Origin of the sequence: Catellatospora sp. KI3 (genome assembly GCF_029948125.1) — a bacterium.
Taxonomy (GTDB): domain Bacteria; phylum Actinomycetota; class Actinomycetes; order Mycobacteriales; family Micromonosporaceae; genus Catellatospora.
Map to the genome: position 1 here is coordinate 1 of NZ_JASAMB010000050.1, position 19907 is coordinate 19907.

Consider the following 19907-nt stretch of genomic DNA (forward strand, 5'->3'; position numbering starts at 1 on the left):
CGCCGTGGCACTGGGGCAGCTGGTGGCCGGTGGCGCGCTGCGGGAGCAGGACGTAGAGGGCCTGCTGACGCAGGCTGCCTACGGCATCGGCCTGCGGCCGATGGAGACGGCCCGCACCATCGCGTCCGGCCTGCGTGCCGGGGCGCGGCGTCCGAGGACGGTGGCCGCATGAGCGAGCATGCCGACAAGCCGCAGGTGAGGATCGGTACCGGCCCGGAGAGCATCCGCGTCATCAAGACCGCGCTGGGTGACGGGCTGCTGCCTGACACCTACGTCTCCGATGGCGCCCTGGTCCACATGGAGACCGTCTCTGGTGGGCTGCCCAGCGTCGCAGCCGACGAGGACTCGCCGCTGCCGGTGTCGGCCAGCCCGCTCAACCCCGCCGTGCTGGCGGGGCTGCTGGCCGAGCACGCCCACGTCTACCGGACCAAGACCCGCAAAGACGAACACGGCCAGCTGGTCACCTACGAGGAGGAGACGACGCCTTCACGGGAGGTGCTGGCCTCGGCGCTGGCCGGGAAGACATGGCCGAAGCTGCCGCCGCTGCGGGGCATCATCGGCGCCCCGGTCCTGCGCCGCGACGGCACCCTGTTGCAGCAGCCCGGCTACGACCCGGCCACCGGCCTCTACCTGGCGTCGAAAGTCGCGCTGCCGCCGGTGCCGGAGGCGCCCACGCCGGAGCAGGTAGCTAAGGCGCGCTCGTTTCTGCTCGACCGGTTCCTGTCGGACTTCCCGTGGGCGGGGCCGGCGGATCGGGCAAACTACATCGCGCTGCTGGCCACGCCGATCCTGCGGCACTTCACCAGGTCCCTGACACCGTTCGCGCTGATCGACGCGACCATGCCTTCCAGCGGCAAGACGATCCTCACCGCAGGGCCGGGCATGCTCTACGGCCAGCGCATCATCCCCTGGGCCTACGCCGACGAAGAGCTGCGCAAGTCCATCACCGCCGTCCTGGCCGAACAGGTCGGCGTGGTGATCTGGGACAACCTCGCCGAGGGCACCGTCATCGACTCGGCGATCCTCGCCCAGCTCGTCACCACCGGCGTGTGGTCGGACCGGCAGTTGGGCGCGTCGCGGACCCTGGCAACCGTCAACGACCGGCTGTGGATGGCCACCGGCAACAACCTCCAGGTCGGCGGGGACATGGCATCCCGCACCGTCCGGGTGCACCTGGACCCGAACATGCCCCGGCCCGAACAGCGCGACCAGGCCAAGTTCGGCATCCCGCACCTGGACCAGTGGATCACCGTTCCCCGCAACCAACTGACGGTCTTGTGGCACCTGCTGGTCCTGGTCCTGGACTGGACCCGCCAGGGCGCGCCGCGCGTGGCTGGGGTGAGCATGCGCCAGTTCACGCCGTGGGCGCAGTACCTCGGCGGGTTCCTGGCCCACCACGGCATCGACGGGTTCCTGACCAACGCGGGCAGCGTACGGGAGATAGACGAGGACGAAACGCGCTGGCGCGCGTTCCTCACCACCTGGCATGAGCGCCACGGCGGTCGACCTATGACGGCCGCTGACCTGCGCAAGGACGCAGAGCCCACACAGCTCGGCGGCGTCGAAGACGACGCGTGGGACGGGCAGTTCATCGTCACCGGGACCGGTCGGCTGCCCAACCCGCTGCAACTCGGGCGGCTGCTCACCGGGCAGGCCGGGCGGTGGCGCGGAGAGCACGTCGTACGCGCCGGGAAGTCCGAGCGGGGCGACCGGGCCGTGTTCTGGGTCGAGCAGCACCACGGCTAAAACCTGCTGAAACATCTCCGCATCTCCGCATCTCCGCAGAAGTCTCCCTCCACCTGGGGAAACACTCTGCGGAGATGAGGGAAGTCGGTGATCTTCGATCTCCGCATCTCCGCAACCAGGCTGCGGAGATGGAGCCCGTTTGCGGAGATGACCGATCACCGCCGCCAAGATCTCCGCAACCATTCGCCCAGCTCAACGGCATGTTTGCGGAGATGCGGAGATGCGGAGATGTTTCAGCCCTCCCCGCAAAACACAGAAGCGACCACCCCACACACCCCCGACGCCACCGCCTACATCAGCAGCGACCCCACGGGCCGCTGACCTGCACTGTCACCGCCGCCCCTCTGTCACCGGGAGGCGGTGACAGCCATAAACCACTTTCACCAGTGGAAACACGGTCCCTCACCGCCGATTGTCACCGTGTCACCACCTGGCCCCACTTCTGGCCACCGGGCCGGACTTGCCCTCGGAAGGAACTCGTCGTGGATGACGATCTGATGACCGTCCCCGAAGTGCTGGCCTGCCTTCGTGGGGTTTCCCGCCGGACCTTCTATCGCTGGCGGGAGATCGGAAAGGCACCTCGCTGTGTTCGCTTGCCTAACGGTGAGCTGCGCGTCTACCGCCGCGATCTCCGAGCGTGGCTCCAGCAGCACATGGAGGTGTCGGCTTGAAAAGTCGCAGCGTCCGGGTGTGGGCGATCAAGACCAACGTGAGCCCGACCACCAAGAAGCGCTCGTACACCGTTCGTTGGAAGGTCGCGGGCCAAGAGAAGTCTGCAACCTTTGCAGGCCGTGCACTCGCGGACAACTACCGCTCTGACCTGATGCAAGCGATCAAGGTAGGAGAAGAGTTTGATGTCGATACGGGCTTGCCGGACTCGATGCGCCCGGCCGAGTCGTCGGGGCCGACGTGGCTGGAGTTCGTAGAACGCTACGTCGCCATGAAATGGCCGGATGCGGCGGCGAAATCGCGTGTGAGCATGGTTGAGGCGCTGATCACGGTTACCCCCGCTCTCGTGCGAGCCGAGGGCGGGGGCGTGCCTGATGAGCAGCTGCTGAGGCGTGCGCTCCAACGCCATCTGATCCCCGGACAGTCCTCGGGCATTGGGGACGGCGAGGCAGACGCGCTGGAATGGCTGCGTGCCGCGTCCGTGCCGTTGGCAAGCCTCTCGGATGCCCAGGTGGTCAGGGCCGGTCTCGACGCTGTGGGCCGACTGATGGACGGTTCCGCAGCAGCAGCAACCACGCGACGCAGGAAGCGCGCCGTGTTCTACAACGTGCTTGAGTACGCCATCGAGCTTGAGCTACTGACGCACAACCCGGTCGATCGCCTCCGCGTTCGATCTCGCCGTGCCAAGGTCGTCGAGGTGGTGGACCGGCGAGTAGTCGCTAGCCCCCGCCAGGCGCGAGAGCTGCTCACCGCAGTGACCTACGTTGGGCGACGTGATGGTGAACGTGGCGAACGACTTCGCGGCTTCTTCGCCTGCATGTACTACGGGGCTCTTAGGCCGGGTGAGGCTGTTGCCCTTCGAGAGTCCGACTGTCTCTTGCCAGCAACATGCGAGGACTGCCGGGCAGATCTGACGATAATCAGCCGCCAGGTGCCAGTCACTGGTTGCGAGCACCGACGTCTCGCGTACTCGTGGGGTCGCCTCACCCTGGAACGAAACCGCCCGGAGGTCGGCAGGGCATGGACGGATAGCGGCGACGTACACGATGACCGGGGGCTCAAGCACCGGGGCGACGACGAGCCCCGGATGGTCCCGATCCCGCCGGAGTTGGTGGAGATCCTGCGTGAGCATCTGCGGCGTTTCGGGACGGCGCGGGACGGCCGGCTGTTCCAGAGCCCCAACGGCAAGGTCGTTGGCACTACGACGTATGCACGGGTCTGGTCTCAGGCGCGGCACCTTGCTCTGATCCCGGCTCGGGTTGTCTCGGTGCTGGCGGGCCGCCCTTATGACCTGCGGCATGCGGCGGTGTCGCTGTGGTTGAACGCTGGGGTACCGGCACCTGAGGTTGCCGAGCGGGCGGGCCACTCAGTTGAAGTGCTGTTGAAGGTGTATGCCAAGTGTATCGACGGGCAGGAGGAGACGATCAACAGGCGGATCGAGCAGGCTCTTCGGAGTGAACCTGCCTAATTTTCAGAAGGCGTAAAACGCGGCCGCTTGTCGGCCGCGTTTTGCGTTTGACCTGCAGAAACACCACCAAGATCATTCCGTACATATTCCGCAACTGGCGACAGACTCCTGCTCCGAGCGGCACATGGCTGCATATCTCAGCAATCGACTGCTTTGAGTCTTGCCTAGTGAAGGCAGAAGTGCCTGATGATCGAGGTGCCCCCGGCAGGAATCGAACCTGCGACCTGCGGTTTAGGAAACCGTCGCTCTATCCCCTGAGCTACGAGGGCGCGAAGTCAGGTTACCCGGACTCGCCAGCGAATATCACACCGGCCTAGCGGTTCGGCCGCAGCGTCCAGGTGATCACCATCTCCGCCGTGGTCACGCCGTGGGCGTTGGCGATGGTGACCGATACGTCGAACTCGGGACGCGAACCGGCCTCCAGTTCGGCGAGGACGTCGGCCGCGGGGCGGCCGAGCACGGCGGTCGCGGTGACCGGCCCCATGGCCAGCTTCTTGTACTCGATGCCGCCCCGGACGGCCAGCGGCGTCATCCGGTGCAGGTGGGTGCCGAACGCGGCGAGGACGACCGCGCCGGAGGCGGTCTCGCCGAGGCTGTACATGGCGCCGGCGTGCGGCCCGCCCACGTGGTTGTGCACCTCGACCGCGTCGGGCAGCACGGCGACGGCGCTGACGCCGGAGGAGTCGGCGGTGACCGAGGTGATGTCGATGCCCAGGGTGCGGGCGAAGGGGACGGTGGACAGCAGGCCGCTGGCCACGGCGGAGGCGTCGAGCGTCATGCCGCCCACGTTACTGGTGAGTAACGTGGGCGGCAAGACGTGCGATGTGTCAGCGCCAGCCGACGTCGATGCGGTCGCCCCGCTCGTCGAAGAAGTGCAGGGCGTCCATGCGTACGCCGATGGACAGCGGGTGCCCCGACCCGATCTGCGGGTACGGCGCCAGCCGCACCGCCAGCTCGGCGGCCCGCCGGTGGTGGCGGCCCGGGTCGGACAGCACGCTCTCGCGCTGCGCCGGCCGCTCGGCGACCGACGTGGTGGCACCGCTGGTGCGGCCCTTCATCCGGTTGATGACGTGCCCGAAGCGGCGCAGCCGGGAGCCGCCCTCCTCCGACTCGGCGGCGGAGCGGCCGATCTCGTCGACGACGACCGCCGTGGCGCCGATGTCGACGAAGGCCAGCGACTCGTGGCCGTGGTGCTCCAGGTACCGGATGCGGCCCTGCAGCACGTCGCCGGGCGAGTCGGGCGCGACCGGGGTCAGCGCCTCGGCGCGCACGCCGATGACGATGCGCTCGCCGTGGAAGTGGGAGACCGCGCGGGCGCGGATGTCGTCCCACTTCAGGTACAGCGACTGCTCGCCGAGGTTGAGCTGCACGTAGCGGTCGAGGTGCACGTAGACCGAGGCCTCGAGCAGGTTCATCCGCGGGCTGCCGAGGAAGGCGGCCACGTAGAGGGTGGCCGGCTTGCCGTACACCTGCGTGGGGGTGCCGACGTCCTGCAGCACGCCCTTGCGCATGATGGCGACGCGGTCGGCCATGGTCAGCGCCTCGGCCTGGTCGTGCGTCACGTAGACGGTGCTGACGCCCAGCTCGCGGACCAGGCCGGAGATCTCGGCGCGCAGCTCGGCGCGCAGTCCGCTGTCCAGGTTGGACAGCGGCTCGTCCATGAGGAAGAGGCCGGGGCGGCGCACGATGGCACGGCCCATCGCCACCCGCTGACGCTGGCCGCCGGAGAGCTGGCTGGGCTTGCGGGCGAGCACATCGCCGATGCCCAGCGCGCTGGCGACGTCGGCGACCCGCTCGGCCCGCGGCTCCGGCTCGATGCCGGACAGCCGGAGCGGGAAGCCGATGTTCTCACCAACGGTCATGTGCGGATAGAGCGCGAAATCCTGGAAGACCATCGCGATGCGGCGGTCCCGTGGCGGAAGCTGGTTGGCCAGTTGATTGTCGAGCATGATGGCGCCGCTGGTCGGATCCTCCAGCCCGGCGATCATTCTCAGCACAGTGGACTTGCCGCAGCCGGAGGGCCCCAGCAGCACCATGAATTCACCGTCAGCCACATCCAGGCTGACGTTGTCGACCGCCACCGTCCCGTCAGGGAATACCTTGGTGACGTCTTTGAGATTGACGGTAGTCACCGTCTCCTCCCGCTGCCCTCGTTCCGGCCCCGAATCTGGACACTCTCGCGAAAAATAGCCCGTCTTCCCATCGGGTAAACGTTCCATGTTCACGCCGTGACAGATCTATTACCGGTGTCGCCAGGGCTGAGCGCAAGGGGTTCTAGCAGCCGATTCTCTTCCACCGTCCACTCCGGTCGGACGGCACCCGCCGTGACCTGCACGGCGCCGGAAAGCGCTCTCAGGAACTGGTGAAGATCCGTGACGGGCGCGGGGCCTGCACCGATTCGCCGAGGAAGACCCTGCGTACGACCCGTTCGGCGGCGTGCCCGTCCTCCCAGGCGCAGAAAGTTTCCCGGAAGGCCGCCCGCCGTGCCGGATCATCCCGCCATCCGCCGCCGCCTAGCAGCTCGACCAGCTCGGGGAAGCTCCGGGCCACCGGGCCGGGCGCGTGCGCCACGATGTCCAGCACCGCGCCGCGCAGCCCGCGGTACTCGGCCCAGTCCGGCACGTACAGCACGATGGGCCGGTCCAGCACCGCGAAGTCGAAGACGCCGGACGAGTAGTCGCTGATCAGCAGATCAGCGGCCAGATAAAGATCCTCGACCACCGGGTACGAGGACAGGTCGCGCACCCGGTCGCCGGGGGCGAACGTGTCCTGGGCCAGGTAGTGGCCCCGGACCAGGAGCAGGCTGTCGGGGCCCAGCGCCGCGGTCACCGCCGCCGGGTCGAACCGCGGCAGCGCCATGGGCTCGGGGCGGAACGTCGGCAGGTACAGGGCCACGGTCCCCTGCTGCCCCAGGCCCAGCGCGGCCCGGGCGGCGGCGCGCTCCTGCGCCCCGGCCCGCGCCAGCCGGTCGTTGCGCGGGTAGCCGGTCTCCAGCACCTCGTACGGGCACGGGTAGGCGCGCTCCCAGACCTGGGTGCTGAACGGGTTCGCGCTGACGCTGAAGTCCCAGCGGTCGCTGCGGCGCAGCAGGCTGCCGAAGTTGTGCCGCTCGCCCGCCGGGTGGTGCTGCTCGTCCAGGCCCATCGTCTTCACCGGTGTGCCGTGGTGGGTCTGCAGGTGCACCTGGCCCTTGCGCTTGCGCACGAAGTCGGGGAAGTTCACGTTGTTGACCAGGTACTTCGCCCGCGCGAGCAGGCGGTAGTAGGCGGCGCTGCCCTCGACCACGTGCGGGGTGCCCGGCGGCAGCCCGGCCACCGACTGCGGGCGCACGACCCAGACCCCGTGCACGTGCGGCGCGACCGCCTTCGCGCGGGCGTGGATCGCGGCCGGGTTGCACGACACGCCCCGGTACCAGTACGCCGCGTAGGCGGCGAGGTCGTCGCGTACCGGCAGCATGGTCTGGAAGCGGTAGTAGGCCCGGTCCAGCAGGCCCACCTGGGGTCGGCGCGGCGGGAAGACCCTGCGCCAACCGGTCCTGGCGGCCGCCGCCGCCCGCTCGGCCCGGCGCTCCACCCGGTAGCAGGTGCGCAGCGCGGCGTACGCGTGCCAGGCGCGCGCCGCGACCAGCCGGTAGCGCAGCCCGTCCTTGCCGGGCGGCGGGGTGAACCCGCCCGCGGGCAGGTGCCGGTCGAACAGGTCGGCCGCGCGCAGGAACGAGGCGCGGCGCAGGTGGCCGGGCAGGCGCTGCTCGTTGCCGACGGTCTGCATGCAGTGCCGGATCATCTGCTCGAACACGACCGGCCGGACCGGGTCGACCCGGTCGCCGTAGGCGTCGATCCGGTCCCAGGCGCGGTCCCAGTGGTCGAAGACGTCCATGTGCCGGGCGTCGCGGGTGTGCGTGATCGCGCCCTGGCGCCGCTGCCGGTAGGTGTAGCAGACCTCCTCCAGCGCCAGGATGCGCCGCGCCCCGAGCAGCAGCGGGTAGGTCCAGGAGACGTCCTCGTACCAGCCGGGGGCGAAGCTCAGGTCCAGCCGGGCCAGCAGCTCGCGGCTGACGATCTTGTTCCAGGCGGTGTGGATGGTCCGCAGCAGCCCCGGCCGGGCCAGCACGTCGGCGCCGTTGGGGCCGGGCGCCGCGGCCAGGCGGCGGCGCAGCCCGCTGCGCCGGGACCGCCCGATGGGGTACGACCGTTCGAAGTCGACCAGCAGCACCTCGGGCCGCCGGTCCCGCAGCACCTCGTCGACCAGCGGCAGCGCCCCCGGCGCGAGCGCGTCGTCGCTGTCGACGAACCACACGTAGTCGCCGGTCGCCTGGGCCAGCCCGGCGTTGCGCGCCCGCCCCAGCCCCACGTTGCGCGCCAGGTGCAGCACCTTCAGCCGCCCGTCCCGCGCGGCGTACTCGTCCAGGATGTCGCCGCAGTGGTCGGGTGAGGCGTCGTCGACCGCGATCACCTCCAGGCCCGCGACCTGCTGCCCCAGGATCGAGTCCAGACACTCCCGCAGGTAACCCTGCACCCGGTAGGCGGGTAGCACGATGCTGACCGACACTGGCGCCCCGTCCGACGACGTGGGCGCGCGGCGGCGTCAGCCGCCGGGACGGCTCAGCATTCGATGACGTTGACGGCCAGGCCCCCGCGCGCCGTCTCCTTGTACTTGATTTTCATGTCCGCGCCGGTCTCGCGCATGGTTTTGATGACTTTGTCCAGAGACACGAAGTGGTTGCCGTCGCCGCGCAGCGCCATCCGCGCCGCGGTGATCGCCTTGACGCTGGCCACCGCGTTGCGCTCGATGCACGGGATCTGCACCAGGCCGCCGACCGGGTCGCAGGTCAGGCCCAGGTTGTGCTCCATCGCGATCTCGGCCGCGTTCTCCACCTGCGCCGGGTTGCCGCCCAGCACCTCGGCCAGCCCCGCCGCCGCCATCGAGCAGGCCGAGCCGACCTCGCCCTGGCAGCCGACCTCGGCGCCGGAGATGGAGGCGTTCTCCTTGAACAGCACGCCGATCGCGGCCGCGGTCAGCAGGAACCGCACGATGCCGTCCTCGGAGGCGCCCGGCACGAACTTCGAGTAGTAGTGCATCACCGCCGGGACGATGCCCGCCGCGCCGTTGGTGGGCGCGGTGACCACGCGGCCGCCCGCCGCGTTCTCCTCGTTCACGGCCAGCGCGAACAGGGTGATCCAGTCCATCACCCGCAGCGGGTCGGTGGCGAAGTGCTCCTTCGACAGCGACCGGCGCAGCTCGGCGGCGCGGCGGCGCACCTTCAGCCCGCCGGGCAGGGTGCCCTCGTTGGTGCAGCCCGCCTCGACGCAGTCCTGCATGACCTGCCAGATGCGCAGCAGGCCCGCGCGCACGTCGGCCTCGCTGCGCCAGGACAGCTCGTTGGCCAGCACGATGTCGCTGATGCGCAGGCCGGTCTGCGCGGTCAGCGCCAGCAGCTGGGCGCCGGTCTTGAACGGGTAGCGCACCGGGGTGTCGTCGGCCTTGATCCGGTCGGCCCCGGCGGCGTTCTCGTCCACCACGAACCCGCCGCCCACCGAGTAGTACGTGCGCTCGCGCACGCAGCCGCCGTCGGCGTCGTACGCGGCGAAGGTCATGCCGTTGGGGTGGTAGGGCAGCGCCTTGCGGCGGTGCAGGGTCAGCTCGAACGCCGCGTCCTCGATGCCGAGCAGGTTCACCCGCCCGGCCGCCTTGATCGCCTGGAAGCGCTCGTCGGCGGTGGCGGTGTCGACCGTCTCCGGGTCGTCCCCGGCGAGCCCGAGCAGCACCGCCTTGTCGCTGCCGTGGCCGTGGCCGGTCGCGCCGAGCGAGCCGAACAGCTCGGCCCGGACCAGGACGACCTCGCTGAGCCGGCCGTCGGCTTTCAGCCCGGTCGCGAAGATCTGTGCCGCCCGCATCGGTCCGACGGTGTGCGAGCTCGACGGCCCGATACCGATTTTGAACAGGTCGAAGACGCTGATCACCGACACACCCTCCGACGCTGGAAGCGGACGGTGCAACGATAGCGCTGTGACCTGGGTCGCCCGCTACCGCAGGCGAGCCGGATCACAGCCCGTCGATCAGGCCGTCGCGGCCTCAGAGGTCGTTGAAGTTGATCGTGATGTTGGTGTAGCCGAGCGAGCGCAGCAGGCTCTCCAGCGTCTTGCGGGTGTTCTCCTGGGCCCGCTCTTTGAGCTGGCTGCCCTGGGCCGCGTTCTTGAGCTTCTCCTCGGCCGCCTGCATGGTCTCCTGCTGGCGGTTCGGGTCGCCCTCGAAGAAGTCGCCGACCCGGTTGATCAGGCCCCGGTCCTCGGCGTAGACGTAGCTGCGCTCCAGGTCGAGGTTGGGCGCGGCCAGCTGCGGCGCGGGCAGGTTGATCGTCACCGTCTTGTGGTCGGCCGACTCCGTGATCTGGGCGTCGCCGAGCTGCGAGAAGTCGACGTACGCCTCGACGGTGCCGGCGGCCACGAACAGGGTGTGCTGGTTGTAGAGCCAGTCGGGCAGGAACTTGCGGTCCTCCTTGAGGTCGACGATGACCTCGTAGTTGCCCTCGGCCGCCACGAACCGGCTCAGATCCTTGATCGACAGCAGCACCGGCGGCTGGCTCTTGTCCGTCACCTGCTCGGCGAACGGGTTGACCAGCTTCGGCACCAGCCCGGCCACGGTCAGCCCGGCCATCGTGATCGAGGCCAGCGCCAGCACCAGGAAGGTCAGCAGGATGCCGCGGAACCAGCGGCGCCGGGGGCGCGGCGGCTCGTGCTCATGGCCGTGGTCGTCGGGGTCGGCGGCCTTGCCCCGCAGCGTGGGCAGGGGTTCGGTCGGCTTGGCCCGACCCGCTGAATACTCGGGCAGGTTCTGCGTCGGTTCGTCGGCGCCCATGCGAGCCTCCCGCTGTGTTCCGGTGGTGACACCCACGGTATTACCTCACCCCGACAACGGGACACACCTGATCTAGAAGACGACTCAGGTTCGGCGCCCCGGCCGGTTCCCGGGCGGATCAGCCGAAGGCGGCGATCCCGGTCAGCCGCTGGCCCAGCACCAGCTGGTGGATCTCCGAGGTGCCCTCGTAGGTCAGCACGCTCTCCAGGTTGTTGGCGTGGCGCAGCACCGGGTACTCGCCGGAGACGCCGTTGGCGCCCAGGATGGTGCGGCACTGCCGGGCGATGGCGATCGCCTCGCGTACGTTGTTGAGCTTGCCCGCGCTGACCATCTCCGGCCGCAGCGCGCCCCGGTCGGCGGTGCGGCCCAGGTGCAGCGCCAGCAGCCAGCCCTTCTGCAGCTCCAGAGCCATGTCGGCGAGCTTGGCCTGGGTCAGCTGGAACGCCGCGATCGGCTTGCCGAACTGGGTGCGGTGGACGGCGTAGTCGAGCGCGGTGTGCAGGCAGTCGCGGGCGGCCCCGAGCGCGCCCCAGACGATGCCGTAGCGGGCCTCGGTGAGGCAGCTCAGCGGGGCCCGCAGGCCCTCGGCGCCGGGCAGCCTCGCCTCGTCGGGCAGGCGTACGCCGTCGAGCACGATCTCGCCGGTGGCGCTGGCGCGCAGCGACAGCTTGCCGGTGATCTCGCGGGCGGTGAACCCGGGCGTGTCGGTCGGCACGGCGAACCCGCGTACGCCGTCGTCGGTGCGGGCCCAGATCACCGCTACGTCCGCGACCGGCGCGTTGGTGATCCACATCTTGCCGCCGTCGAGCACCCAGTCCGAGCCGTCGCGGCGGGCCCGGGTGGCCATCCCGGCCGGATCCGAGCCGTGGTCGGGCTCGGTCAGGCCGAAGCAGCCGATCAGCTCCCCCTTGGCCATGCCGGGCAGCCAGCGCTGCTTCTGCTCCTCCGAGCCGTACCGCCAGATCGCGAACATGGCCAGGGAGCCCTGCACGCTGACCAGCGAGCGCACGCCCGAGTCGGCCGCCTCCAGCTCCAGGCAGGCCAGGCCGTAGGCCACCGCGCTGGTGCCGGCGCAGCCGTAGCCGGTCAGGTGCATGCCGAGCAGGCCCTGGGCGCCGAAGTCGCGGGCCAGCTCGCGCACGGGGGCATGGCCGTGCTCGTACCAGCCGGCCACGTGCGGCCGCACCTTGTCGTCGACCAGGCGGCGCACCACCGCCCGGATCTCCCGCTCCTCGTCGGTGAGCAGGGCGTCGAGGTCGAGCAGGTCCAGCGGCAGCACGGCAGTCGTCACGGGCTCACCTTAACGGCGGGTCAGCACCGCGGTGAAGGACGCGGTGCCGGACCGGCATGCCGGTCCTAGAGCTGCAGAACCCGGACGTGGATCTGGTGGCGCTGCTGCAGAGCCGCGCGCAGGGCGCGGTGCAGGCCGTCCTCCAGGTAGAGCTCGCCTCGCCACTCCACGACGTGCGGGAACAGGTCGCCGTAGAAGGTCGAGTCGTCGGCCAGCACCCGGTCCAGCGCCATCTCCAGCTTGGTGGTGACCAGCTGGTTCAGCGAGATCGGGCGCGGTGGGATCTCGGCCCACTGCTTGAGGGTGTAGCCGTGGTCAGGGTACGGACGACCGTCCCGCACCGCCTTGAAGATCACGTTCGTCCCCTCCTCGACCCCACCAGGACCGCGCCCAGACTAACCGCCGGGGGCGACCTCCGGCGCGCCCGTGGCCCCCCACGCTCCACGGTGCACCACATCCTCCAGCCCGCGCCGCCCCCGCTTGAGTGACTTCGACCGGTGGTCGGGCGCCCGGTAGCCCACGCTCACCGCCCCGATCGGGGTGTACTCCGCGGGCACCCCGAACGCCTGGCGGAACGCGTCGATCCGCTCCGGCGGCACGCCGAAGAAGCAGGCCCCGAGGCCCTCGTCGACGGCGGTGAGCAGCATCAGCAGCGCGGCCATGCCGGTGTCGACGTGCCAGTACGGCACCGGCCAGCGCGCCTCGTCCTGGTCCGTCCAGCCCTTGTCCGCCTCGGCGTACCGGCTCAGGTACGCCGCCTTGTGCGACAGCGGCACGATGATCAGCGGCGCCTTGCGCATGTTGGTCAGCCACTGCCGCCACACCGCCGTATCGGGTGTGGCGGCGTCCCAGAACCGCGCCCGCTCCTGCGCCGTCTCCAGCACCAGGAAGGCCCAGCCCTGAGAGAAGCCGGCCGAGGGCGCGTGCGTGGCGTGGCGCAGCAGCTTCTCCACGACCTCGGGCGGCACCGGCCGGTCCGGGTCGTAGTTGCGCACCATCCGGCGGCGCCGTACGACGTCGGCGAACTCCATCTACGCGGCCGTCCGCGCGCTGATGCCCCAGGTGCCCGCCCACAGCTGGCCGGGGTCCAGGGTGATCAGGTCCCGGCCGGAGCGCAGCGCGTCCGGCGGGCAGGTCATCGGCTCGATCGCGATCGAGCGGCGGTGCCGCGGCCCGGTCAGCGTGTGCGAGGTGAACAGCTGCCACCAGCCGAAGTTCTCGTCGGCCCAGACCCGCACGGTGCGCCCGTCGGGGGCGGTGATGCTGACCGCCGAGCCGCCGTCGTCCTCGCGTACGACGTCGCCGAACGCGGTGTCGAGCTCCAGCGCGCCCAGGCGCCGGGCCTCGGTGAAGTCGAACTCGCCGCCGGCCACCTTCGCCGCGCCGATCGGCAGCATCCGGCCGTCGACCAGCAGGCGGGTGCGCGCGGGCACGTGCAGGACCAGGTCGTCCACACTGACGCCCGGGATGTGCAGGTACGGGTGGACGCCCAGCCCGAACGGGGCCGCCGTCGGCGCCTCGTTGACCGCCGTGTGGCTGATCCGCAGTCCCGCGTCGTCGAGGGAGTACGCGGTGCGCAGGCGCAGCTGCCACGGGTAGCCGGGCCGGGCGTGCAGCACGCACTCGACCGTCACGGCGTCCTCGGTCTGCTCGACCGCGGTCCAGGGCAGCCAGTGCACCAGGCCGTGGATGGCGTTGTGCAGGGCCGGCTCGGTCAGCGAGAGCTGGTGCGGCTGGCCGTCGTACCGGTAGTAGCCGTCGCGGACCCGGTTGGGCCAGGGCGCCAGCGTCTGCCCGGCGCCGGCGGGGCAGAGCTCGTCCTCGCCGTAACCGTCGAGGACCTCGACCCCGTCGACCGTGTATCCGCGCAGCCCGCCGCCGACTTCGACCACGGTGGCGGTCTGCACACCGTGCGCAATCGTCCATTGGGTGCCGGACGGGTGAAAGTTGGTCACGACCCCGCACCTTACAGGGCCGCAGTCACGGAGCGAGACGTTCCACGATCCACTCGCGGCCTACCCGGCGGTAGCGCAGCCGGTCGTGCAGCCGGCTCGGCCGCCCCTGCCAGAACTCCACCGTCTCCGGCTCGACCCGCAGCCCGCCCCAGTGGCCGGGCAGCGGCACCTCCGTGTCGGCGGGGAACGACTGCTCCGCCCGGTCGTACGCCTCCTCCAGCGCGGCCCGGTCCGGCAGCACCGACGACTGGGTGCTGGCCCAGGCGCCGAGCTGCGCCCCGCGCGGCCGCAGGTGGAAGTACTCGTCGCTCTCGTCGCGGTCCACCGGCGTGATCCGCCCGCAGACCACCACCTGCCGCCCGACCGCGAACCACGGGAAGGTGATGCTCGCGTACGGGTTGGCCAGCGCCTCCCGCCCCTTGCGCGAGTCGTAGTTGGTGAAGAACACGAACCCGTGCTCGTCGTACCCCTTGAGCAGCACGGTGCGGCTGCTCGGGCGGCCGTCGGGGGCGGCCGTGGCCACGATCATCGCGTTCGGCTCGACCAGCCCCGCCGCCACCGCCTCGCCGAACCAGCGGCGGAACTGCGCGGTCCAGTCCGGGGCCAGCTGCGACTCCAGCAGCCCCTCGGCGCGGACGGCGGGGCCGGGCTCGGCGGGCTCGGCGTACTCCCGGCGCATCCGGGCCAGGTCGGGGTGCGTGATGGACGGCTGCTCGGTCACCCGACCATCCTCGCCCAGCCCCCGCCGCGACGGAAAACATGTCCCGCAGCGCCGCGCGCGGCGCGGATTCGACGTTCGCGTGTCGTGAACACCGAAGAATGTCGCGTCTAGCACATCCGTGGCGGGTCGCCAAACGGTTTACGCCGTAGCAAGATGTTGGTCGAACTGAACCAAACCTCAGGTCCGCGCACCTGCCGCGACACACAGACCGGGAGTACACAGATGTCCGACTTCAAGCCGGGGCTGGAGGGCGTGATCGCCTTCGAGACCGAGATCGCCGAACCTGACAAGGAGGGCGGCTCGCTGCGCTACCGGGGCGTCGACATCGAGGACCTGATCGGACAGGTCTCGTTCGGCAACGTCTGGGCGCTGCTGGTCGACGGCAAGTTCGGGCCGGGCCTGCCGCCCGCCGAGCCGTTCCCGGTGCCGGTGCACTCCGGCGACATCCGCGTCGACGTGCAGTCGGCCGTGGCCATGCTCGCGCCGTACTGGGGCCTGGGCCAGCTGCTGGACATCTCCGACGAGCAGGCCCGCGAGGACCTGTCCCGGGTGTCGGTGACCGCGCTGTCGTTCGTCGCGCAGTCGGCCCGCGGCCTGGGCCTGCCCGCCGTGCCGCAGAAGGAGATCGACAAGGCGCAGACCATCGTCGAGCGCTTCATGAAGCGCTGGCGCGGCGAGCCCGACCCCCGCCACGTCAAGGCCGTCGACGCGTACTTCATCTCCGCCGCCGAGCACGGCATGAACGCCTCGACCTTCACCAGCCGGGTCGTCGCCTCCACCGGCGCCGACGCCGCGGCCTGCATCTCCTCCGGCATCGGCGCCCTGTCCGGCCCGCTGCACGGCGGCGCCCCGTCCCGGGTGCTGCACATGATCGAGGCCGTGGAGCGCTCCGGCGACGCCGAGGGCTACGTCAAGGGCGTGCTGGACCGGGGCGAGCGCCTGATGGGCTTCGGCCACCGCGTCTACCGCGCCGAGGACCCGCGCGCCCGCGTGCTGCGGCGTACGGCCAAGGAGCTGGGCGCGACCCGCTACGAGGTCGCCGAGGCGCTGGAGAAGGCGGCCCTGGCCGAGCTGCGCGCCCGCCGCCCCGACCGGGTGCTGGAGACCAACGTCGAGTTCTGGTCGGCCGTGGTGCTCGACTTCGCCGAGGTGCCGGCGCACATGTTCACCTCGATGTTCACCTGCGCCCGGGTGGCCGGCTGGTCCGCGCACATCCTGGAGCAGAAGAAGCTGGGCCGCATCGTCCGCCCGTCGGCCAGGTACGTCGGCCCCAATACCCGCAAGCCCAGCGAGGCCGAAGGCTGGAGCGCCATCAGCCACGCCGCCTGAGCGGAATGATCTCCACGAGCGCCCGCGCGGGTCTTCCGCGCGGGCGCTCGCGCGTTCCCGACAGATCACAGCGGGCGGGCGCGACAGGTGAGCACCGTCACGGACAAATCGGGGTACGCCGCGCCTGTGGCACGCGCCTGACGTGGGAGAATCCGGGTGATACGGCAGCGTCGCCGCACTGATCTCGCACTCTCTGACACGCCTGAAGGACTGATGTCATGGCCGAGACGCCGATTCGCATTCCCGCTGAGCTCCTGCCCGCCGACGGCCGTTTCTGCTGCGGCCCGTCGAAGGTCCGCCCCGAGGCGGTAGCGGCGCTCAGTTCGGTCGCCGGCACGTTCCTCGGCACCTCCCACCGCCAGAAGACGGTCAAGAACCAGGTGGCCCGCTTCCGCGAGGGCCTGGCCCAGTTCTTCGGCCTGCCGGACGGCTACGAGGTGATCATCGGCAACGGCGGCACCACCGCGTTCTGGGAGGTCGCCACCTTCTCGCTGATCAAGGACAAGGCGCAGTTCGCCACGTTCGGCGAGTTCGGCGCCAAGTTCGCCAAGGCGGTCAAGGACGCCCCGTTCCTGGGCGCGCCGACCGTGCACAAGGGCGAGCCGGGCAGCGCGGCGTTCCTGGTCGCCGAGGAGGGCGTCGACGCGTACGGCATCCCGCAGAACGAGACGTCGACCGGTGTGGCGGTGCCCGTGCAGCGGGTGGCCGGTGCCGACCCGGGCGCGCTGGTGCTGCACGATGCCACCTCGGCCGCGGGCGGCCTGGACGTCGACCTGACCCAGAGCGACGTGTACTACTTCGCCCCGCAGAAGTGCTTCGCCTCCGACGGCGGCCTGTGGATCGCGATCCTCTCGCCGGCCGCGATCGCGCGCGCCGAGGAGATCAAGGCGGGCGGCCGCTACATCCCGGCCTTCCTGGACCTGGTCACCGCGATCGAGAACTCGCGCCTGGAGCAGACCCTGAACACCCCGGCGCTGGCCACCGTCTTCCTGGCCGCCGAGCAGACCGACTGGATGAACGCGCAGGGCGGCCTGTCCTGGGCGGCCCAGCGCACCGCCGAGAGCGCCGAGATCCTGTACCGCTGGGCGGAGAAGTCGCCGGTGGCGACCCCGTTCGTGACCGACCCGGGGCTGCGCTCCAACGTGGTCGCCACGATCGACTTCGCCGACGGCGTGGACGCCGCCGCGATCGCCAAGACGCTGCGCGCCAACGGCGTCGTCGACACCGAGCCGTACCGCAAGCTCGGCCGCAACCAGCTGCGCGTCGCGCTGTACCCGGCGATCGACCCGGCCGACGTGCAGGCGCTGACCGCCAGCATCGACTACGTGATCGACCAGCTGTAACAGCCGCTCAGCGCGGACAGAGCGCGGGTGCCCGACCGGGTGCCCGCGCTTTCGCGTATCGGCGACCGTCGCTACCGGACGGATTTTCACGTTTCTTTCAGCTAGGCTGCCCCCGACCAGGTGTGCCACAGCTGCGACGTGGGTAGCACCGACGGATGAGACCGGAGCGGGGGGCACTGGTGGCGGTCACGGCTGCGACGAGGCAGGAGATCGGACCGGAGGCAGTGCCCGAGCAGTCCGCCCCGGCCGACGGCGCAACCGAGCCGGCCGCGCCCGCCCTGCCGCGGCTGCTGGTGCTCGACGGGCTGCGGCTGGTCGCCGCGCTGATGGTGGTGGCGCACCACCTGGTGCGCGGCCCGTGGGGCGTGCGGCCGGAGGAGCACTTCGGCGTGCTGGCCTCGGTGTCCAAGTTCGGCTGGCTCGGGGTGAACCTGTTCTTCCTCATCTCCGGGTTCGTCATCTGCATGAGCAGCTGGGGCCGCAGCCTCGGGCAGTTCGCGGTGTCGCGGATCGTGCGGCTGTTCCCGGCGTACTGGCTCGGGGTGATCCTCACCACAGCGGTGCTGGCGCTGTGGCCGGTGCTGCGCGGCCCGCTGTCCGCGCCGCAGTCGCTGGCCAACCTGACCATGCTGCAGAGCGGGCTCGGCGTCACCGACCAGGACTGGTCGTACTGGTCACTCGGCGCGGAGCTGCGCTTCTACCTGCTGTTCGCGATCGTCGTGTGGCTGGGCGTGACATACCGGCGGGTCGTCTACTTCTGTGCCCTGTGGACGATCGTGGCCGCCTTCTCCAGCTCCTGGCACGAAGGTTGGCTGGACAACCTGATCGTGCCGAACTTCGCCCCCTACTTCGTGGCCGGGACGGCGCTGTTCCTGATCCACCGGTTCGGCGCGAACCTGCTGCTCTGGGGGCTGGTCGGGGTCAACTGGCTGATCGCGCTGTACCGGCTGGAGAAGTACGACGGCGTCGTCGTGCTGCACCTCAACTGGTGGGCCGTCGCCGCCGTGGTCACCGCCTTCTGGGGCATCATGATCGCGGTGGCGCTGGGCGGGCTCGCCCGCGTGCGCGGCCGCTGGCTGGTCACCGCGGGCGCGCTGACGTACCCGCTCTACCTGATCCACCAGGCCATCGGGCAGACCCTCATCCGCGGCCTGCACCCGCACGTGCCCGCCTGGCTGCTGCTGGCCGGCGTCCTCGCGCTGATGCTCGGCGCCGCCTGGCTGATCCACCGGTACGTCGAACGGCCGCTGGGCCGCCGCCTCAAGCGCGGACTCGACACCTCGCTGGCCGCCGCGCGCAACGCCTGATCAGCGCCGGTCCGGGGTGGACGGATTTCGACTCTTGAACGTGAGCGCGTCGCCACACTCGGCGTGGCGGGTGCGCGGGCGCGCCCTCAGCGCGTACGGTGTCGGGTGAGAACGTCATACCGCGGCCGGGAGCTCCCCCCGGTAGCCCCGGTATGGACAGGCACAGGGGACGGAGGATAGCGATGCGGCCAGTGCGGTTCGTCGCCCTCTCCGAAGACGGCCAGGCGCTCGTCCTCGCGGACGAGGTGGGCCGTCTACTCGCGCTGCCCATCGACGACCGCGTCACGACCGCCACCCACCCCGACCGGGGCTCGGGCGGCTCGCACCTGGTGACCATCGCGGCGGTGCCGTTCGACGCCAACCCGGTGCTGTCGCCGCGCGACATCCAGTCCCGCATCCGCGCGGGCGAGTCCGCCGATGACGTGGCCCGCGTGGCCGGCGTCCCGGTGGACCGGGTGCTGCGCTACGCCGGTCCGGTGCTGCAGGAGCGGGCCATGCTGGCCCAGCACGCGCGCCGCACCCGGTTGAAGAACTCGGACAAGAACGCGACCCTGGCCGACGTCGTGGACGGGCGGCTGGCCCAGCACGGCATCGACACGGAGAAGATCTCCTGGGACGCGTACCGGCGCGAGGACGGCACCTGGCGCGTCGTGGCGACCTGGCCCTCGGGCAAGGCCACCGCGCAGGCGATCTGGGAGCTGGACCGCAACCGGCAGCAGGTCTCCCCGCACGACGACATGGCGCAGTACCTGTGCGCCGAGCGTCCCACGCAGATCCTGGGCCAGGACCCGAACGCGGGCCAGACCCCGCCGCCCAGCCGCAGCGGGCACGGGCTGCCCGCGGCCACCGACGCGACGCGCCGCCCCAGCCGCGACCCGATCCGGGCGGGCCGGGACGCGCTGGTCGCAGCGCTGGACCGGCCGCTGGGCGCGGGCCCCGGCCGCGGCCTCGACGTGCCCTCGGAGACGCCGCGCCAGCGCCCGGCCGCCGCGACCATCGGCGGCGCGGGCAGCGCCTTCGACGAGGACCCGGACGCGCCCAAGGAGGTGCCGGCCGTCCCGTCGCTGGCGGTGCTGCGGCCGCGCCGTCAGGCACCCGCCGACGCGGCCGGTGCCGCCACCGGCGACAAGCCGCGCAAGCGCCTGCCGAGCTGGGACGACGTCCTCTTCGGCGGCGCACCGGCCGCCCGCGAGAACTGACCCGCCCGCATCTGCTTTTCTGCT

General features: G+C 70.9%; 17 protein-coding genes, 1 tRNA gene and 1 pseudogene. 8 read left to right on the top strand and 11 right to left on the bottom strand.

Annotated elements, in window-relative coordinates:
• The 4 genes and pseudogenes from QEZ54_RS35845 to QEZ54_RS35860 all read left to right on the top strand — a co-directional run.
• A pseudogene (locus tag QEZ54_RS35845) lies at positions 1–172 on the top strand (DNA primase); the annotation flags it as partial.
• Positions 169–1746 (top strand): hypothetical protein, encoded by a 1578-nt coding sequence (locus tag QEZ54_RS35850; protein WP_281309242.1) that lies wholly within the window; start codon positions 169–171, stop codon positions 1744–1746. The pseudogene QEZ54_RS35845 and the gene QEZ54_RS35850, both read left to right, overlap by 4 nt.
• 482 nt (positions 1747–2228) lie before the next feature.
• On the top strand, positions 2229–2417 hold the full coding sequence (locus QEZ54_RS35855; RefSeq protein WP_281309243.1) for a helix-turn-helix domain-containing protein: 189 nt from the start codon (positions 2229–2231) through the stop codon (positions 2415–2417).
• Positions 2414–3883 carry a site-specific integrase gene (locus QEZ54_RS35860; protein WP_281309244.1) on the top strand — a complete coding sequence of 490 codons (1470 nt, stop codon included), beginning with the start codon at positions 2414–2416 and terminating at the stop codon, positions 3881–3883. Before QEZ54_RS35855 ends, QEZ54_RS35860 begins: the two co-directional genes overlap by 4 nt.
• Positions 3884–4079: 196 nt before the next feature.
• Here QEZ54_RS35860 and QEZ54_RS35865 read toward each other — a convergent pair.
• The 11 genes from QEZ54_RS35865 to pdxH all read right to left on the bottom strand — a co-directional run bounded on the left by QEZ54_RS35865 (position 4080) and on the right by pdxH (position 14663).
• Positions 4080–4152: transfer RNA gene (locus QEZ54_RS35865), tRNA-Arg, on the bottom strand.
• A gap of 44 nt (positions 4153–4196) precedes the next feature.
• Positions 4197–4661, bottom strand: coding sequence for a DUF4442 domain-containing protein (locus tag QEZ54_RS35870; RefSeq protein WP_281309245.1), 465 nt, complete (start codon positions 4659–4661; stop codon positions 4197–4199).
• Positions 4662–4710: 49 nt separating this feature from the next.
• Positions 4711–6015, bottom strand: a complete 1305-nt coding sequence (locus tag QEZ54_RS35875; protein WP_281309246.1) for an ABC transporter ATP-binding protein — start codon at positions 6013–6015, stop codon at positions 4711–4713.
• Positions 6016–6235: 220 nt separating this feature from the next.
• A complete protein-coding gene (locus QEZ54_RS35880) occupies positions 6236–8431 on the bottom strand; it encodes a CDP-glycerol glycerophosphotransferase family protein (RefSeq protein WP_281309247.1) in 2196 nt (731 codons plus the stop codon).
• A 53-nt stretch (positions 8432–8484) separates the two neighbouring features.
• Complete coding sequence (locus tag QEZ54_RS35885; RefSeq protein WP_281309248.1) at positions 8485–9843, bottom strand: L-serine ammonia-lyase; 1359 nt, start codon at positions 9841–9843, stop codon at positions 8485–8487.
• Positions 9844–9955: 112 nt separating this feature from the next.
• Positions 9956–10738 carry a DUF4230 domain-containing protein gene (locus QEZ54_RS35890; RefSeq protein ID WP_281309249.1) on the bottom strand — a complete coding sequence of 261 codons (783 nt, stop codon included), beginning with the start codon at positions 10736–10738 and terminating at the stop codon, positions 9956–9958.
• A gap of 118 nt (positions 10739–10856) precedes the next feature.
• The gene (locus tag QEZ54_RS35895) at positions 10857–12017 is read right to left on the bottom strand and encodes an acyl-CoA dehydrogenase family protein (protein ID WP_281309257.1); all 1161 of its coding nucleotides are present in this window, start codon (positions 12015–12017) and stop codon (positions 10857–10859) included.
• A gap of 77 nt (positions 12018–12094) precedes the next feature.
• Positions 12095–12385 carry a type II toxin-antitoxin system VapB family antitoxin gene (locus QEZ54_RS35900; RefSeq protein WP_281309250.1) on the bottom strand — a complete coding sequence of 97 codons (291 nt, stop codon included), beginning with the start codon at positions 12383–12385 and terminating at the stop codon, positions 12095–12097.
• Positions 12386–12424: 39 nt separating this feature from the next.
• A complete protein-coding gene (locus tag QEZ54_RS35905) occupies positions 12425–13060 on the bottom strand; it encodes a nitroreductase family protein (RefSeq protein WP_281309251.1) in 636 nt (211 codons plus the stop codon).
• On the bottom strand, positions 13061–13984 hold the full coding sequence (locus QEZ54_RS35910; RefSeq protein WP_281309252.1) for an aldose 1-epimerase family protein: 924 nt from the start codon (positions 13982–13984) through the stop codon (positions 13061–13063).
• A gap of 25 nt (positions 13985–14009) precedes the next feature.
• Positions 14010–14663, bottom strand: coding sequence for a pyridoxamine 5'-phosphate oxidase (pdxH, locus tag QEZ54_RS35915; protein ID WP_281309258.1), 654 nt, complete (start codon positions 14661–14663; stop codon positions 14010–14012).
• Positions 14664–14927: 264 nt separating this feature from the next.
• Here pdxH and QEZ54_RS35920 point away from each other — a divergent pair, with 264 nt between their 5' ends.
• The 4 genes from QEZ54_RS35920 to sepH all read left to right on the top strand — a co-directional run bounded on the left by QEZ54_RS35920 (position 14928) and on the right by sepH (position 19883).
• Positions 14928–16034 carry a citrate synthase 2 gene (locus QEZ54_RS35920; RefSeq protein ID WP_281309253.1) on the top strand — a complete coding sequence of 369 codons (1107 nt, stop codon included), beginning with the start codon at positions 14928–14930 and terminating at the stop codon, positions 16032–16034.
• Between the two features lie 218 nt (positions 16035–16252).
• Complete coding sequence (gene serC / locus QEZ54_RS35925; protein ID WP_281309254.1) at positions 16253–17377, top strand: phosphoserine transaminase; 1125 nt, start codon at positions 16253–16255, stop codon at positions 17375–17377.
• Positions 17378–17532: 155 nt separating this feature from the next.
• Complete coding sequence (locus QEZ54_RS35930; RefSeq protein WP_281309255.1) at positions 17533–18684, top strand: acyltransferase; 1152 nt, start codon at positions 17533–17535, stop codon at positions 18682–18684.
• Between the two features lie 182 nt (positions 18685–18866).
• Positions 18867–19883: a septation protein SepH gene (sepH, locus tag QEZ54_RS35935; protein ID WP_281309256.1), complete on the top strand. Its 1017-nt coding sequence runs from the start codon at positions 18867–18869 to the stop codon at positions 19881–19883.
• Positions 19884–19907 lie beyond the last annotated feature (24 nt).

Excerpts from the sequence above, each read along its gene's own strand:
- QEZ54_RS35850 (WP_281309242.1), top strand. The coding sequence starts at position 169 with ATGAGCGAGCATGCCGACAAGCCGCAGGTGAGGATCGGTACCGGCCCG.
- QEZ54_RS35870 (WP_281309245.1), bottom strand. The coding sequence starts at position 4,661 with ATGACGCTCGACGCCTCCGCCGTGGCCAGCGGCCTGCTGTCCACCGTC.
- QEZ54_RS35890 (WP_281309249.1), bottom strand. The coding sequence starts at position 10,738 with ATGGGCGCCGACGAACCGACGCAGAACCTGCCCGAGTATTCAGCGGGT.
- QEZ54_RS35905 (WP_281309251.1), bottom strand. The coding sequence starts at position 13,060 with ATGGAGTTCGCCGACGTCGTACGGCGCCGCCGGATGGTGCGCAACTAC.
- pdxH (WP_281309258.1), bottom strand. The coding sequence starts at position 14,663 with ATGCGCCGGGAGTACGCCGAGCCCGCCGAGCCCGGCCCCGCCGTCCGC.
- QEZ54_RS35920 (WP_281309253.1), top strand. The coding sequence starts at position 14,928 with ATGTCCGACTTCAAGCCGGGGCTGGAGGGCGTGATCGCCTTCGAGACC.
- serC (WP_281309254.1), top strand. The coding sequence starts at position 16,253 with ATGGCCGAGACGCCGATTCGCATTCCCGCTGAGCTCCTGCCCGCCGAC.
- QEZ54_RS35930 (WP_281309255.1), top strand. The coding sequence starts at position 17,533 with ATGAGACCGGAGCGGGGGGCACTGGTGGCGGTCACGGCTGCGACGAGG.
- sepH (WP_281309256.1), top strand. The coding sequence starts at position 18,867 with ATGCGGCCAGTGCGGTTCGTCGCCCTCTCCGAAGACGGCCAGGCGCTC.